The sequence below is a fragment of the Pseudomonas sp. SWRI22 genome (genome assembly GCF_014268395.2).
Lineage (GTDB): Bacteria > Pseudomonadota > Gammaproteobacteria > Pseudomonadales > Pseudomonadaceae > Aquipseudomonas > Aquipseudomonas paracarnis.
In genome coordinates this window covers 2426013-2440419 of sequence record NZ_JABWQK020000001.1, presented here as the reverse complement: position 1 = coordinate 2440419, position 14407 = coordinate 2426013, and the positions used below count along the sequence as shown (strand labels likewise).

The 14407-nt window shown below is 60.1% G+C and carries 10 protein-coding genes; 7 read left to right on the top strand and 3 right to left on the bottom strand.

The genetic code is table 11. The annotated features are described in order from the left end of the window. The first annotated feature begins 118 nt into the window (after positions 1-118). The 6 genes from HU730_RS10780 to HU730_RS10755 all read left to right on the top strand — a co-directional run bounded on the left by HU730_RS10780 (position 119) and on the right by HU730_RS10755 (position 9629). A complete protein-coding gene (locus tag HU730_RS10780) occupies positions 119-727 on the top strand; it encodes a YqiA/YcfP family alpha/beta fold hydrolase (protein ID WP_014716651.1) in 609 nt (202 codons plus the stop codon). A 46-nt stretch (positions 728-773) separates the two neighbouring features. Further along, positions 774-2678 carry a DNA topoisomerase IV subunit B gene (parE, locus tag HU730_RS10775; protein WP_003188026.1) on the top strand — a complete coding sequence of 635 codons (1905 nt, stop codon included), beginning with the start codon at positions 774-776 and terminating at the stop codon, positions 2676-2678. Further along, complete coding sequence (locus HU730_RS10770; protein WP_186526789.1) at positions 2678-3673, top strand: esterase-like activity of phytase family protein; 996 nt, start codon at positions 2678-2680, stop codon at positions 3671-3673. The genes parE and HU730_RS10770 overlap by 1 nt, the downstream gene beginning before the upstream one ends. Before the next feature lie 70 nt (positions 3674-3743). Next, a complete protein-coding gene (parC, locus tag HU730_RS10765) occupies positions 3744-6008 on the top strand; it encodes a DNA topoisomerase IV subunit A (protein WP_020301636.1) in 2265 nt (754 codons plus the stop codon). Between the two features lie 173 nt (positions 6009-6181). Beyond that, entirely contained in the window at positions 6182-6895 is a 714-nt protein-coding gene (locus HU730_RS10760) for an ABC-type transport auxiliary lipoprotein family protein (protein WP_032873461.1), read from the top strand. A gap of 163 nt (positions 6896-7058) precedes the next feature. After that, on the top strand, positions 7059-9629 hold the full coding sequence (locus tag HU730_RS10755) for a hypothetical protein (protein WP_186526790.1): 2571 nt from the start codon (positions 7059-7061) through the stop codon (positions 9627-9629). Between the two features lie 53 nt (positions 9630-9682). On the opposite strand, the gene HU730_RS10750 is transcribed toward HU730_RS10755, so the two are convergent. Then, positions 9683-11230 carry a HAMP domain-containing protein gene (locus tag HU730_RS10750; protein ID WP_034125640.1) on the bottom strand — a complete coding sequence of 516 codons (1548 nt, stop codon included), beginning with the start codon at positions 11228-11230 and terminating at the stop codon, positions 9683-9685. 133 nt (positions 11231-11363) lie between these two features. Here HU730_RS10750 and serB point away from each other — a divergent pair, with 133 nt between their 5' ends. After that, positions 11364-12578 (top strand): phosphoserine phosphatase SerB, encoded by a 1215-nt coding sequence (serB, locus tag HU730_RS10745; RefSeq protein ID WP_106117968.1) that lies wholly within the window; start codon positions 11364-11366, stop codon positions 12576-12578. A gap of 134 nt (positions 12579-12712) precedes the next feature. On the opposite strand, the gene asd is transcribed toward serB, so the two are convergent. Both asd and HU730_RS10735 read right to left on the bottom strand, forming a co-directional pair. Beyond that, positions 12713-13573, bottom strand: a complete 861-nt coding sequence (gene asd, locus HU730_RS10740; RefSeq protein ID WP_060764581.1) for an archaetidylserine decarboxylase — start codon at positions 13571-13573, stop codon at positions 12713-12715. Between the two features lie 15 nt (positions 13574-13588). Further along, positions 13589-14404, bottom strand: a complete 816-nt coding sequence (locus HU730_RS10735) for a rhodanese-like domain-containing protein (protein ID WP_034125642.1) — start codon at positions 14402-14404, stop codon at positions 13589-13591. Between the last annotated feature and the right edge of the window lie 3 nt (positions 14405-14407).

Sequence of the window (14407 nt, the reverse complement as noted above, 5' to 3'; positions counted from 1 at the left end):
CGCTGACTCATTGACTGAATCGCCGCCATCGCAGGCAAGCCAGCTCCCACATTGGGTCCGCTTCTGCCTGCATTCCCTGTAAACTGCGCCTCTTTGGCCCCAGCACGGAGAGCCCGGCATGTCCGCTTCGATCCTGTATATCCACGGTTTCAACAGTGCGCCGGCTTCCAACAAGGCCAGCCAGTTGACCACTGTGATGGGCACCCTCGGCCTGTCCGACCAGCTACGTGTACCGGCGCTGCATCACCACCCTCGTCAGGCGATTCTTCAATTGGAGCAAGCGATTGCGCAACTGGGCCGGCCACTGCTGGTCGGCAGCTCACTCGGCGGCTACTATGCAACCCATCTTGCAGAACGCCATGGTCTCAAGGCGTTGCTGGTCAACCCGGCGGTCAGTCCCCATCGGATGTTCGACGGTTACCTGGGCACCCAGAAGAACCTCTACACCGATGAGACCTGGGAATTGACACAGGACCACGTCACGGCCCTGGCCGAGCTGGAAGTACCGGCGCCCCAGGATGCCGCGCGTTATCAGGTGTGGTTGCAGACCGGGGACGAAACCCTGGATTATCGCCTGGCCCAACAGTATTACCGGGCCTGCGCCTTGCGCATCCAGGCCGGTGGCGACCATGGCTACCAGGGGTTCGCCCAGCAATTGCCAGCACTGTTGTGTTTTGCCGGCATTGGCGCAGATCAGTTTCAATCCTTCGATTTTTCGTCACTGTAAAAAATCGCAGGTCACTTTTTAATCGAACGACTCACGACGAGACCCCATGGCCACTCCCAGCGCTAGCTCTTATAACGCCGACGCCATCGAAGTCCTCTCGGGCCTCGACCCGGTGCGCAAACGCCCCGGCATGTATACCGACACCAGTCGGCCGAACCACCTTGCCCAGGAAGTCATCGACAACAGCGTCGACGAAGCCTTGGCCGGGCACGCCAAGTCGGTGCAAGTCATCCTTCACGCCGACCATTCCCTGGAAGTGTCCGACGATGGTCGTGGCATGCCGGTGGACATTCACCCCGAAGAGGGTGTGCCGGGCGTCGAGCTGATCCTTACCAAGCTCCATGCCGGCGGCAAGTTCTCCAACAAGAACTACCAGTTCTCCGGCGGTTTGCACGGCGTGGGTATTTCCGTGGTCAACGCGCTGTCGACCCTGGTGCGGGTCAAGGTCAAGCGCGACGGCAACGAGTACCAGATGACCTTCGCCGATGGCTACAAAGCCACCGACCTGGAAGTGATCGGTACCGTTGGCAAGCGCAACACCGGCACCAGCGTGTACTTTGCGCCGGACCCCAAGTATTTCGATTCGCCCAAATTCTCCATCAGCCGCCTCAAGCACGTGCTTAAGGCCAAGGCCGTGCTGTGCCCGGGGCTGCTGGTCAGCTTTGAAGACAAAGGCACCGGCGAGAAGGTCGAGTGGCACTACGAAGACGGCCTGCGTTCCTACCTGGAAGACTCGGTCAGCGACTTCGAACGCCTGCCCAACGAGCCGTTCTGCGGCAGCCTTTCGGGTAATAAAGAAGCGGTGGACTGGGCGCTGCTGTGGTTGCCCGAAGGTGGCGACAGCGTGCAGGAAAGCTACGTCAACCTGATCCCCACGGCCCAGGGCGGCACCCACGTCAACGGTTTGCGCCAAGGCTTGCTGGATGCCATGCGTGAATTCTGCGAATACCGCAGCCTGTTGCCGCGTGGCGTCAAGCTGGCGCCGGAAGACGTGTGGGAGCGCATCGCGTTCGTGCTGTCGATGAAGATGCAGGAACCGCAATTTTCCGGCCAGACCAAGGAGCGCCTGTCGTCCCGCGAGGCAGCGGCGTTTGTCTCTGGCGTGGTCAAGGACGCCTTCAGCCTGTGGCTCAACGAGCATCCCGAGCTGGGCCTGGCCCTGGCGGAGCTGGCGATCAACAACGCCGGCCGGCGCTTGAAGGCCAGCAAAAAGGTCGAGCGCAAGCGCATCACCCAGGGCCCGGCACTGCCGGGCAAACTGGCCGATTGCGCCGGGCAAGACCCGATGCGTTCCGAGCTGTTCCTGGTCGAAGGTGACTCCGCCGGCGGTTCCGCCAAGCAAGCGCGGGACAAGGAGTTCCAGGCGATCCTGCCACTGCGCGGCAAGATCCTCAACACCTGGGAAGTCGACGGCAGCGAAGTGCTGGCCAGCCAGGAAGTACACAACATCGCCGTGGCCATCGGGGTCGACCCGGGTGCAGCGGACATGAGCCAGCTGCGCTATGGCAAGATCTGTATCCTCGCCGACGCCGACTCCGACGGCCTGCACATCGCTACCTTGCTGTGCGCGTTGTTTGTGCAGCACTTCCGCCCATTGGTGGATGCCGGTCACGTCTACGTCGCCATGCCGCCGCTGTACCGCATCGACCTGGGCAAGGAAATTTTCTACGCCCTGGACGAAGCCGAGCGCGATGGCATCCTCGACCGCCTGGTGGCCGAGAAGAAACGCGGCAAGCCTCAGGTCACGCGATTCAAGGGCCTGGGTGAGATGAACCCGCCGCAACTGCGCGAAACCACCATGGACCCGAACACCCGGCGCCTGGTGCAGTTGACCCTGGAAGACTTCGCCGCTACCTCGGAAATGATGGACATGCTGCTGGCTAAGAAACGCGCTGGCGACCGCAAGACCTGGCTTGAATCCAAAGGCAACCTGGCCGAGGTTCTGGGCTGATGCGCACAGGCTTCGCCCTGGCGATCCTGATGTTGAGCGGGCTGGCGGTCACCCAGATGGCCGCAGCCAGCGTGGCAGAGCTCAAGCTGGTCTCGGAACACCCGGTTGACGGCATGCGCGGTGGGAACCTGTCGGGCCTGGCGTTGTGTGGCAACGAGCTGTGGACGGTTTCGGACCGCGATGACGACCAGATTTACCGCCTGGATACCCGTGCGCCGACGTGGAGCGCGCAAGCGCTGAAGATCGACGTGCCGCCCGTGCCCGAGTCCGGCCTGCCTTGGGGCTTGCGTTCGCGCACCAAGGCCGCTTCGTTCATACGTGGTGGTGACCTGGACTTTGAAGGCATCAGCTGTGATGCCGCAGGCAACCGTTACATTGTCAGCGAAGCCCATGCCGCGGTGTTGCAGGTGCCCGCGACGGGCGCGCCGGAGTGGTTGAAAATCGCGCCGGGCATGGTGCGTGAAGCCAGGGCTAGTGGCATGTTGCTGCACTTTAATGCCTTGTTCGAAGGCCTGGCGGTAAACCCTGAAGGCAATCAGATCTGGCTGGCTGCCGAGCGTGAACGCCGTGGCCTGGTCTCGATCAAGCGTGGGCAGAGCGTATGGGATTGTGATGGCCGTTGTGTATTGTTGAGCGAGGCCGGCCAGGAAGTGCAGCCGGCGCAGTTCCCCAACGCCAAGGCCGTGTCCAAGGACTTTGCCGACTTGTCGCTGTTCAACGGCAAGCTGTTTACCCTGGAGCGCAATGCGTTCCAGATCTGCCGGCGCGACCCGCTCACGGCCAAGGTTGAGCTGTGCTGGTCGTTTGCCGACGAAACCCTGACGCCACAGCGACGTTACCCACAGTCGTATGGCCTGGCTGAGGCCCTGTTGGTGGATGCCGACGGTGCCTGGGTCGGGATCGACAACAATTTCGGTCCGCGTGCCGATGGTGAAAAACGTCCGATGGTCTATCGTTTTGCCGCTCCGGATGGCGGCTGGAGTGCCCAGCCATGAGTCGAGATTTTTTTGAATTGAATCAGCGCAGCGGCAGTTCCGCTGCGCCTTACCCCATGATGAGGCCCGCATGAGTGACATCCTCGCAGACAGCTTAGATGGCGTAGAACGCCGGTCGCTGGCTGAATTCACCGAAAATGCCTACCTCAACTACTCCATGTACGTGATCATGGACCGTGCCTTGCCGCATATCGGCGACGGCCTGAAGCCCGTGCAACGGCGCATCATCTACGCCATGAGTGAGTTGGGCCTGGACGCCGATTCCAAGCACAAGAAGTCGGCGCGTACCGTCGGTGACGTGCTCGGTAAGTTCCACCCCCACGGCGATTCGGCGTGCTATGAAGCGATGGTGCTGATGGCCCAGCCGTTCAGCTACCGCTATACCTTGGTGGACGGCCAGGGTAACTGGGGTGCACCGGATGACCCCAAATCTTTCGCCGCCATGCGTTACACCGAGGCGCGGCTGTCGCGTTATTCCGAAGTGCTGCTCAGCGAGCTGGGCCAGGGCACCGCGGACTGGGGGCCGAACTTTGACGGCACCCTCGATGAACCCCTGGTTTTGCCGGCGCGTTTGCCGAACATCCTGCTCAATGGCACCACCGGTATTGCGGTAGGCATGGCCACCGACGTGCCGCCGCACAACCTGCGCGAAGTCGCCACCGCCTGCGTGCGCTTGCTCGATGAGCCCAAGGCTACGGTCGAGCAGCTCTGCGAGCATATTCAGGGCCCGGATTACCCGACCGAAGCAGAAATCATCACGCCGCGCGCCGACCTGCTGAAGATGTACGAAACGGGCAAGGGCTCGGTGCGTATGCGTGCGGTGTACCACATCGAGGACGGTGACATTATTGTGACCGCGCTGCCGCACCAGGTGTCGGGTGCCAAGGTGCTGGAGCAGATCGCCGCGTTGATGCAGGCCAAACCGTCTAAATTGCCGCAAGTGGCCGACCTGCGTGACGAGTCCGACCATGAGAACCCGTGCCGTATCGTGATCATCCCGACCAACAGCCGGGTGGATCATGAAGTGTTGATGCAGCATTTGTTTGCCAGCACCGACCTGGAGTCCAGCTACCGGGTCAACGTCAATATCATCGGCCTGGACGGCAAGCCGCAGTTGAAGAACCTGCGCAATCTGCTGGTGGAATGGCTGGAGTTCCGCGTACAAACCGTACGTCGCCGCCTGCAATTTCGCCTCGACAAGGTCGAGCGCCGCCTGCACCTGTTGGACGGCTTGCTGATCGCCTACCTCAACCTGGATGAAGTGATCCATATCATCCGTACCGCCGAGCATCCGAAGGCCGAACTGATCGCGCGTTTCGAGCTGAGCGAAATCCAGGCGGACTACATCCTCGACACCCGCTTGCGCCAGTTGGCACGCCTGGAAGAAATGAAACTGCGCGACGAGCAGGATGCACTGCTCAAGGAGCAAGCGAAGCTGCAAGCCCTGCTGGGCAGCGAAGCCAAGCTCAAGAAGCTGGTGCGTAGCGAACTGATCAAAGACGCCGAAACCTATGGCGATGACCGTCGCTCGCCTATCGTCGAGCGCGCTGAAGCCAAGGCCCTGACCGAAACCGAACTGTTGCCCAACGAGAAAATTACCGTCGTTCTGTCGGAAAAGGGTTGGGTTCGCTCCGCCAAAGGGCATGATATTGACGCCACCGGCCTTTCGTACAAAGCCGGTGATGGCTTCAAGACCGCTGCCGCCGGGCGTTCCAATCAGTTTGCGGTGTTTATCGACTCGACCGGGCGCAGTTATTCGGTGCCGGCCCACACCCTGCCGTCTGCGCGGGGGCAGGGCGAGCCGTTGACCGGGCGCCTCACGCCGCCGCCGGGGGCGAATTTCGAGTGCGTGCTGTTGCCGGACGATGATTCGCTGTATGTCATCGCCTCCGACGCCGGTTACGGTTTCGTGGTCAAGGGTGAAGACCTGCAGGCCAAGAACAAGGCGGGCAAGGCGCTGTTGAGCCTACCGAACAACGCCAAGGTGATTCTGCCGAGGCCGGTGGAGGATCGTGAAAGCAACTGGCTGGCGTCGGTGACCACCGAAGGGCGCTTGCTGGTGTTCAAGATCAGCGACTTGCCGCAGTTGGGCAAGGGTAAAGGCAACAAGATCATCGGGATTCCCGGTGACCGGGTGGCCAGTCGCGAGGAGTATGTGACTGACATCGCCGTGGTCCCGGAAGGCTCTACCCTGGTGCTCCAGGCCGGCAAGCGCACGTTGTCATTGCGCCCTGACGACCTTGAACACTACAAGGGTGAGCGTGGCCGGCGAGGTAACAAACTGCCACGAGGCTTCCAGCGAGTGGATGCCTTGCTGGTCGAAACGCCGGTTTAAGCGGTACTAGAGGCCTCGATCTACGATTTAACGCGTAGATCGATGCTTTCGCGCTGGAGTCATGGCGCATATTCACGGATGATATGGCCTTTCCAGCGCCGGCGTGGCCGAGCGTGTTCAGGTTATTTTTAGTATTACATTGTGGTTCGCCTTGTGGCAGCCACTTGGATGGGATGATGACTGCTCCACGCCTTCCTCTATTTTTGATGCTCGCTGGCCTTTTGGGGTTGGCGGGTTGCAGCACACATCAACCGGTGTCGCTGTACCAGCTGGACAGCGGAAGTCCGGCTCAGCCAGCCCAAACCGCTGGCATGGCAGTATTGCTGGGGCCGGTAGTCGTTGCCGATTACCTGCAACGCGAAACCCTGCTTCAACGTCAGAACGACGGCAGCCTGCAAGGTTCCACAGATGGTCGTTGGGCCGGTAGCCTGTCGTCGGATATCAACCAGTTGATGTTGCGTCAGGTCGCCGGCCAGTTAGACAGCCAGCGAGTAGTCCTGGCGCCGGGACCCTCCGGGTTCACCCCGGATGTACAGGTGTTGCTGACCATTACGCGGCTGGATTCCGGCAAGTCGCAACCGGCGATCCTGGATGCACAGTGGCGCCTGATCGACCGTCGCGGGCAGGTGCGGGACAACCGCATTGTGCACCTGCAGGAAGAACACGCCGGCACCACTGCGTCCCAGGTCCAGGCTCAGGGTGTGCTGTTGCAGCACTTGGCACAGCAGTTGTCGGTGGCGCTCAAACCACTGGCCAACCAGCCGCCGATTGCCGAAGCGCAGCCGCGTAAACAGGCCCCTGCCCAGGCCAAGCCTGCGGCCCCGGAAAAGCCGAAGATGCCGATGGCCACGCCGATTCGTACGGATCTGGAAGTGTTCAGGTTCTGATCTGAAATTTATTTTTGAAAAAGCCCGCCAAGCCCGCGGGCTTTTTCATGCCTGCTGTAAAACGCCAGCGCCTAATTCTGCGTACCTGTTAATTCTGACAGTATCCAGCTGCGCATAAGGTCTCTAGTGTGATTTCAGTCCTATCTCTTAAGGTACTGAACTCATGAAAAAAATATCGATCTTCCTCGCTTGGTTTTTTTGTAGTGCATTAAGTGTTGCTCTCATGGGCTGTAGCCATGAAGTTAATCGTGAATTTGGCGGCCTTGAAAATGATGAACTTCCGCCCGCCGAAGGTGAACTGTCAAGCTTGAGTCAGATAATCCGCCCTGTGACGGGCACCAAGAGGATGCTGGTCACGGTAACCCATTGGCAGGGAGAGCGAGTGTTGGACAGGGATCAGGTGGAGTTGCATACGCTGTCTACTGATCCTAATTCATTACGCTCTTATATTCTGGCTGCGTCCGGTGGAAAGCTGAAGTTGGAGGGGCGGGTAGTGGAGGCGACGTCTGGACCGAAGCCTGAGGGATGCTCTATGTCCACGTCTATCGCGGAGGGTCGCAAGACTGCCGAAAAGAATGGCCTTAATCCCGATGATTTCGACTATGAAATTAACATCGTTAACTGTGGCGGTGGCGCCTTGGCCTTTACCCCCGGTAGGCATGTTGGAGTGTTTGGCAAGGCAGGCTCACCGCATGTTTACAAGCACGAGCTTGGTCATAATTTAGGCTTTCGTCATGGGGGAAGCCTCATAGGCTGCCCCCGCAATGGCGCGTCTGTGAGTGCGCCTGTTGATTGCACTTACGTTGAGTATGGAGACACTGGTGACTCAGTGTCAGGTGGTGGCACGCTTTATCCTGCGGTCAGCCGCCGCTATGCCGGCTGGCTGGATGATGGCCAGGCGACGACTATCACGCGCACCGGCCTTTACAGTTTGAAGGTGTTGGGACGCGAAGGCCCGCAGCTGTACCTGATCAAGATCCCTGAAACCCATTCGCCCGGTGGGGCCTACTACCCGTTGTTGTCGCTCGAATACAGGAAACCTACGGTCTTTGATAACTTTCCGGAGAATGACAACCGGGTCAATGGCGTGTGGATGCGTTATGCGAGGGAGCAAGGCGTGCAGAATGTGCAGATTGATGCCACGCCAGAGACGCCAAGAACCAACGATCCTACCTTACTTACGGGGCAGACATTTGAGGACTCTTCCGGCAAGGTTAAAGTGTTTGTGTGCAGCGCCGGGGCGGACGAGGCGATAGTCGCGGTCGCGCTTGATGGGGCGGGTTTTCCTTACTGTACAACCACGGTCCCCGCTCCCGTCATTGCGGTCCCTCTCGAGGGGGCCAGCACCGGTAAACAGCCAGTATTTGCCGGCACTGCCTGGCCTGGCGCACGTATTGAAATAGTAAATGCTTCCAAGCCCGAGGAGGTCGTGGGCACTGCCATTGCCGATGGCAACGGCAACTGGTCGGTGTACTCGCTGTCAGTGCATGATGTTGGCAGTTATTCTTATACTGCCCGACAAACTTTTGGGGGAAGAACCTCGGTGTTATCTGGCAATCGCAGCTTCAAGGTGGCTGAACTGAGCGTGCCTGCGGCAATAATCGAGACCCCCGCCCAAAATGTCGAAGTTGGCCGCCTGCCGCAAGTGTCAGGTACCGGTGTTCCTGGTGCTACTGTGGTGTTGCTTAAATCCTACGATCCTTACAACCCGCTGGCCACTACTAGGGTCGATGGCTATGGCCGCTGGTCAGTGCGCATAGAGCGCCCTCTACCGATAAGTCCACCCGCCTTTACCATGACCGGCTATCAAACCCTTGATGGAAAACGTTCGGGTTGGCTGGCGAACAGGACACTCAAGGTTGTTGATGTACCTGACCCGGCGATTATCCAAACGCCGGCCCAAAGCGTCAGAACGGGCCGCCGGCCTTTTGTGGCCGGTACGGGTGTAGCAGGTGCTACTGTTGTGTTGATGCAGTCGTACAAACCTGAAAATATTTTAGCCACTACTACCGTCGATGGTTATGGGCGATGGGCCACGCAGGTTGATAATCCGCTGCCGATAAGCCCACCCGCCTTTACCATGACTGGATATCAGTCGATTGAGGGGAAAAGATCCGGTTGGTTGGCCAATAGAACTATCCAGGTTGTCGATGCTCCCGATCTGGCGATTATCGAAACCCCTGCACAAGGTGTGAAAACAGGACGTCGGCCAGTTGTGTCAGGTAGTGGTATTGCGGGCGCGACCGTCGTGTTGCTCAAATCGGGTGACCCGTATAACGCCTTGGCGACCACCACTGTCGATGGCTATGGACGCTGGTCGGTGCAGGTTGATCAGCCTCTGCCGGTCACAAACTCCTTTGTCATGACGGGCTATCAGCAGCTTGACGGTAAAATCGCCCGCTGGTTGGCGAATAGGACCTTCCAGGTAGTGCAGGTTCCCGATGCTCCGGTTATCGAAACCCCTGCCGAAAACCAGACCGTTGGCCGCCAGCCTCTTGTAAAAGGCACTGGCGTTGTGGGGGCCGTGGTTGAGTTGAATCAGGAGAACAGGCCCGGAGTTCCACTTGGGTACGCGGTTGTCGATGGTTTTGGACAATGGTCTGTCCAGATAGAAAGGCCGCTACCCGTCGGGTCCAACTTTAAAATGAGTGGGTATCAGCTTTTGGACCAGGTCAGGTCAGGCTGGATTCCACGCCGAACCATAAATGTCGTGGATAGCAAGAAAATCAAATAGTACTAGAAAGCCCGCAAGTGTTTGTTCTCTGCGGGCTTGTGATCATCAATGCATTAGTCTTGGAGTCGACCCTTGTTGCGGGTCTCATGCATCCGCGCCAACTGCCGCTCCAGCATCGATGGATACGGCTCCATCAACCGCTCCACACAGCTGGCCCCTTCAGGGCTGGCAATCGGGCGGATACGTGCGCGTTGGCGGATCAACGTGTCTTCACTGATCTTGCGCTCCACCAACAGCAGGTTACGGCTGTGCTGGGACAAGGCCAGGGCATCCTGGGCGATTTCGGTCAGCAGCAGGTCGATCTGGCTGATGCCAAACAGGTCGTCACCCACGGTTAGACCCAGCTGCAGTTGCAGGGTAATGCCGCTGTCGGCCACTTCGATCTGCAGGGCATGGCCCAGGGCGCGCAACAGCTCGCCGCAGCAGATGGCATTGGTCAGGTAGTCCTCGCCGCTGTCTTCGCTGTGGAACAGCATCAGCGTGCTGCCATCGTTCAGGGTGTGCAGTTCGCTCTGGTAGAGCGAAGCGGCCTGGTCGAGGCAGTCGCGGTAGCGTTCGAGCAGTTCGGTCAGGCGGGCACGGGGCAGGCGGCGCAGTTGCTCCTGGGCGCCCAGTTGCACGGCGAGTACGGCACTGTGCTGTGGCTCGGCGTTCTTGACCGCAACGGGTTTGGGCGCAGCGACTGGGGCGGCTGCCGAGGTGTCGCGCAGGTCGGCGAACGGGTCTTCGTCGTCCAGCTCGTCTTCCTCGGCCTTGATCACATGGCGCGGCGCAGGCTTGAGGCCGGCCACCGGGGCGCTTTCGTCGAAGCCTGGGTCGCGCAGGTCGCGCACTTCAAACTCAGGCTCGTCATTGTAGTCCTCGGTGTCGTCGTACTCAGGCTCGGGCTCGACTTCAGGCGCTTTTGGCTCCGGGGCAAAGCTGGCGTGGAGCTGACGCGCGAGGTCGCCGATTTCGTCCTGGCGATCGGTGGCCGGGGTGTGTTCGTCGATATCCCGCAGCCAGATGCGCAGTTGCATCAACGGTGTGGAGATATGCCGGCCCAGGCGCAGGCTCAAGGCCAGGGCCAAGGCCAGTAGGATCGCGCTCAGAATGCCCATGCTTTGCAGGCTGATGGTCATCGGCTGCTGGAACTGTTGCATATCAAGGCTGATACGCAGTTGGCCGGCCTTCACGTCCTGGAACGTAATATTACTCTGATACAGGCCTTCGGCCTCACCGAGCAGACCGTTTTTCGGGCGTTGCCCGGCCTCGGCCATGATCCGGTTGTCCACGCTATAGATAGCGGCGTGGGCCACGAGCGGGTTCTTGGTCAGGTTGTTGAGCAACACGTTGAGGCTGAGGATGTCGTTGGACACCAACAACTCAGTCGCCGAAGTGGCAGTCTGGGTTGTCAGGCTCGCGCCCAGGGCGTCAGCTTGCTCGTGCATGGCCTGCTTGAACTGCAAACCCATCACGCAGGCGTAGATCACCAGGGCCAGAGCGACCAGGATCACGTTATGGCTGGCGATGCGCAATGCAATCGGTACACGGCGATGGCGCAGTGCCCGGAAGATCAGCAGGAAGAAGTTATCGGTTTTTACTGGCGTGGGCCGGTTCACTTGCGCTCGGCTCTTGGTCCGTGAAGTTGACGCGCAGTATAGCGACAGGCCCATGGCCGGCAAAGCGCTGGCTGTGCCCGATGGTCACTGAAAGTGGGTAGAATGCGGTTTTTTTCCAGCCTGGGGGTGCGCTTTGCGCGAAATTGTCCTGATCAACATCACGGGTGAAGACCGGCCGGGTCTCACCGCAGCCATTACCGGCGTCCTGGCCCAGGGTGGTGTGAACATTCTCGACATCGGCCAGGCGGTGATCCACGACACCTTGTCGTTCGGCATCCTGGTGGAGATCCCTAGCACCGAACAGGCCTCCTCGGTACTCAAGGACATCCTGTTTACGGCGTATAAGCTCGATCAACAGGTACGTTTCACCCCGGTGTCCGAAGCTGACTACCAGCACTGGGTCGAAGGCCAGGGTAAAAAGCGCCATATCGTCACCCTGTTGACCCGCAAGGTAACGGCTGAGCAGTTGCAGCGCGTCAGTTCGATCACCGCGCAATACGGATTGAATATCGACCATATCGACCGTCTGTCGGGTCGCATGCCCTTGGACACTCCGGCTGACAAAGGCAAGGGCTGCATCGAGTTCTCCGTGCGCGGTGAACCGGCTGACGCGCAAGCGCTACGCGCCGATTTCCTGAGCGTGGCCCAGGAACTGAATGTCGATATCGCCTTCCAGGAAGACTCCCTGTTCCGTCGCAATCGCCGCTTGGCGGTGTTCGACATGGACTCCACCTTGATCGAAGCCGAAGTCATCGACGAGCTGGCCAAGGCGGCCGGTGTGGGCGAGCAAGTCTCGGAGATTACCGAGCGCGCGATGGCCGGCGAGCTGGATTTTCGTGCCAGCTTCAAGGAGCGTCTGGCGCTGCTCAAAGGCTTGGACGTTGGCGTGCTGGATTCGATCGGCGCGTCGCTGCGCCTGACTGAAGGCGCCGAAACCCTGTTCGCCGAACTCAAGCGCCTGGGCTACAAGACCGCCATCCTGTCCGGCGGTTTCACTTACTTCGCCAACCAGTTGCAAGCCAAGCTGGGCATTGACTATGTATTCGCCAACGAGCTGGAAGTGGTGGATGGCAAAGTGACTGGCGTCGCGGTGGAGCCGATTGTCGACGCCCAGCGCAAGGCCGACCTGCTCAAGGAATTGGCCCATAAGGAAGGCTTGCGCCTGGAGCAGACCATTGCGGTCGGCGACGGCGCCAATGACTTGCCGATGCTGGCGATTGCCGGGTTGGGGGTGGCCTTTCGCGCCAAACCGTTGGTCAAGCAGTCAGCCAAGCAGGCGATTTCGACCTTGGGGTTGGATGGCGTGTTGTATCTGCTGGGCCTGCGTGACCGAGACGGTCAGCTATAAGCCGATCTCACTGTCACTGATCGTTCCCACGCTCCGCGTGGGAGCGCCTCCAGTGACGCTCTGCGTCACGCTTTGGGCGCAGAGCGCCTCGGGCTGCATTCCCACGCGGAGCGTGGGAGCGATCAACTGCAATATCAGGCTTTAGCAGCGGCGATACCCTGGCCCATCTGCACCGGCGTACCCGCTGCCAGTTCTTCAGCCCACTTCACCTGGTCCGGCCCGAACAACACGATGGCGGTCGATCCCAGTTTGAAGCGACCCAGCTCCGCACCTTTCTCCAGATGAATCGGCGCGCGGGCCGCTTCGTCGTAGCGGAAGGTTTTCAGCTCGCGTTTCGGCGGCGTTACCAAACCGGCCCACACGGTTTCAATCGACGCAACGATCATCGCACCTACCAACACCACGGCCATCGGGCCGCGTTCGGTGTCGAACAAGCAGACAACGCGCTCGTTACGGGCAAACAGTTCCGGCACGTTTTCGGCGGTGGTCTGGTTGACCGAGAAAATCCGCCCTGGCACATACACCATCTCGCGCAGGGTACCGGCCAGTGGCATATGTACCCGGTGGTAGTCCTTGGGCGACAGGTAAATAGTCGCGAAGTCGCCGCCCATGAACGGCGCAGCCATTGCCGCATCGCCACCGAGCAGTTCCAGCACGCTGAAGCTGTGGCCCTTGGCCTGGAAGATACGACCATGTTCGATCGGGCCTAGCTGGCTAACCGCGCCATCGGCAGGGCTCAGCACTGCGCCTGGGGTTGGATCCAACGGACGGGCGCCGTCTTTCAGCGCGCGGGTGAAGAAGGCGTTGAAGTGCTCGTAGGCGGTCAGGTCTTCCACCAGGGCCTGGGACATGTCCACCTGGTAGCGCTTGGCGAACCAGGCAGTGAATGCGTTCTTGAACCAGCGCACGCGGCACTCGGCGATACTGCCGGCCAGGCGCGACAGCAAGTGGTGCGGCAGCAAGTACTGGCTGAGGATAAACAACTGCTTTTTCATAACTGTCCTTAAACCTTAAATCTCAACGGGGGTGTCGGGGTGGTTGCCCCATTCGCCCCAGGAACCGGCATAACCTTTGACTCGCGGATAACCGAGCGCCTTGGCCACCAGGTAGGTGAAGCCAGAGCGGTGGTGAGTCTGGCAGTGGGTGATGATTTCTTTGTCTTTGGTCAGCCCGAGGTCTTCGAGGATTTGCGGCATGTCACGGCGGATACGCAGGCTGCGCGCCTTGTCCATGCCGGCGGTCCATTCGAAGTTCACCGCGCCGGGAATGTGGCCGCCCTTGGCTGCGAGCACTTTCTCGCCGGAATACTCCAGCGGGCCACGAGCGTCCCAGATCCCCAGGTCGGCCGCGCCGAGGCGGCTTTGCAGGTATTCGCGGGTGGCTGTGGGGCCGTCGTGCAGCGTAAGGCTGACCGGGCCGCCGGCTGCTGGGGGCACATCGGTGGAAAGCGGGTGCCCTTCCTCCAGCCAAGCCAGCAGGCCACCGTCGAGGTAGTGATATTTCTGGTGGCCGATCACGTCGAGCATCCAGATAAAACGCCCGGCCCAACCGCCGCCTTCGTCGTCGTAGACCACATAGGTGGCGTCCGGGGTGTGGCCCAGTTCGCCGAACAGTTTTTCCAGGTCGGCCTTGCTTGGTAGCAGGCCGGGTGCCGGTGGCTGTCCCAGTTGGGTGCGCTTGGGGTCAACGAAATGCGCGCCGGGGATATGCCCTTCGGCGTAGCGGGCGATACTGGTGAGGTCTACCAGTATCAAGTGCTTGGAATCGAGGCGACCCAACAGGTCGGCGGATTCGATCACCAGCGGCAAGCCAGAGAAGTCAGGCATGTG

What these genes read in the sequence shown, in the direction of transcription:
- HU730_RS10780 (WP_014716651.1), top strand. Translation starts at nt 119, where the DNA reads ATGTCCGCTTCGATCCTGTATATCCACGGTTTCAACAGTGCGCCGGCT.
- parE (WP_003188026.1), top strand. Translation starts at nt 774, where the DNA reads ATGGCCACTCCCAGCGCTAGCTCTTATAACGCCGACGCCATCGAAGTC.
- HU730_RS10770 (WP_186526789.1), top strand. Translation starts at nt 2,678, where the DNA reads ATGCGCACAGGCTTCGCCCTGGCGATCCTGATGTTGAGCGGGCTGGCG.
- parC (WP_020301636.1), top strand. Translation starts at nt 3,744, where the DNA reads ATGAGTGACATCCTCGCAGACAGCTTAGATGGCGTAGAACGCCGGTCG.
- HU730_RS10760 (WP_032873461.1), top strand. Translation starts at nt 6,182, where the DNA reads ATGATGACTGCTCCACGCCTTCCTCTATTTTTGATGCTCGCTGGCCTT.
- HU730_RS10755 (WP_186526790.1), top strand. Translation starts at nt 7,059, where the DNA reads ATGAAAAAAATATCGATCTTCCTCGCTTGGTTTTTTTGTAGTGCATTA.
- asd (WP_060764581.1), bottom strand. Translation starts at nt 13,573, where the DNA reads ATGAAAAAGCAGTTGTTTATCCTCAGCCAGTACTTGCTGCCGCACCAC.
- HU730_RS10735 (WP_034125642.1), bottom strand. Translation starts at nt 14,404, where the DNA reads ATGCCTGACTTCTCTGGCTTGCCGCTGGTGATCGAATCCGCCGACCTG.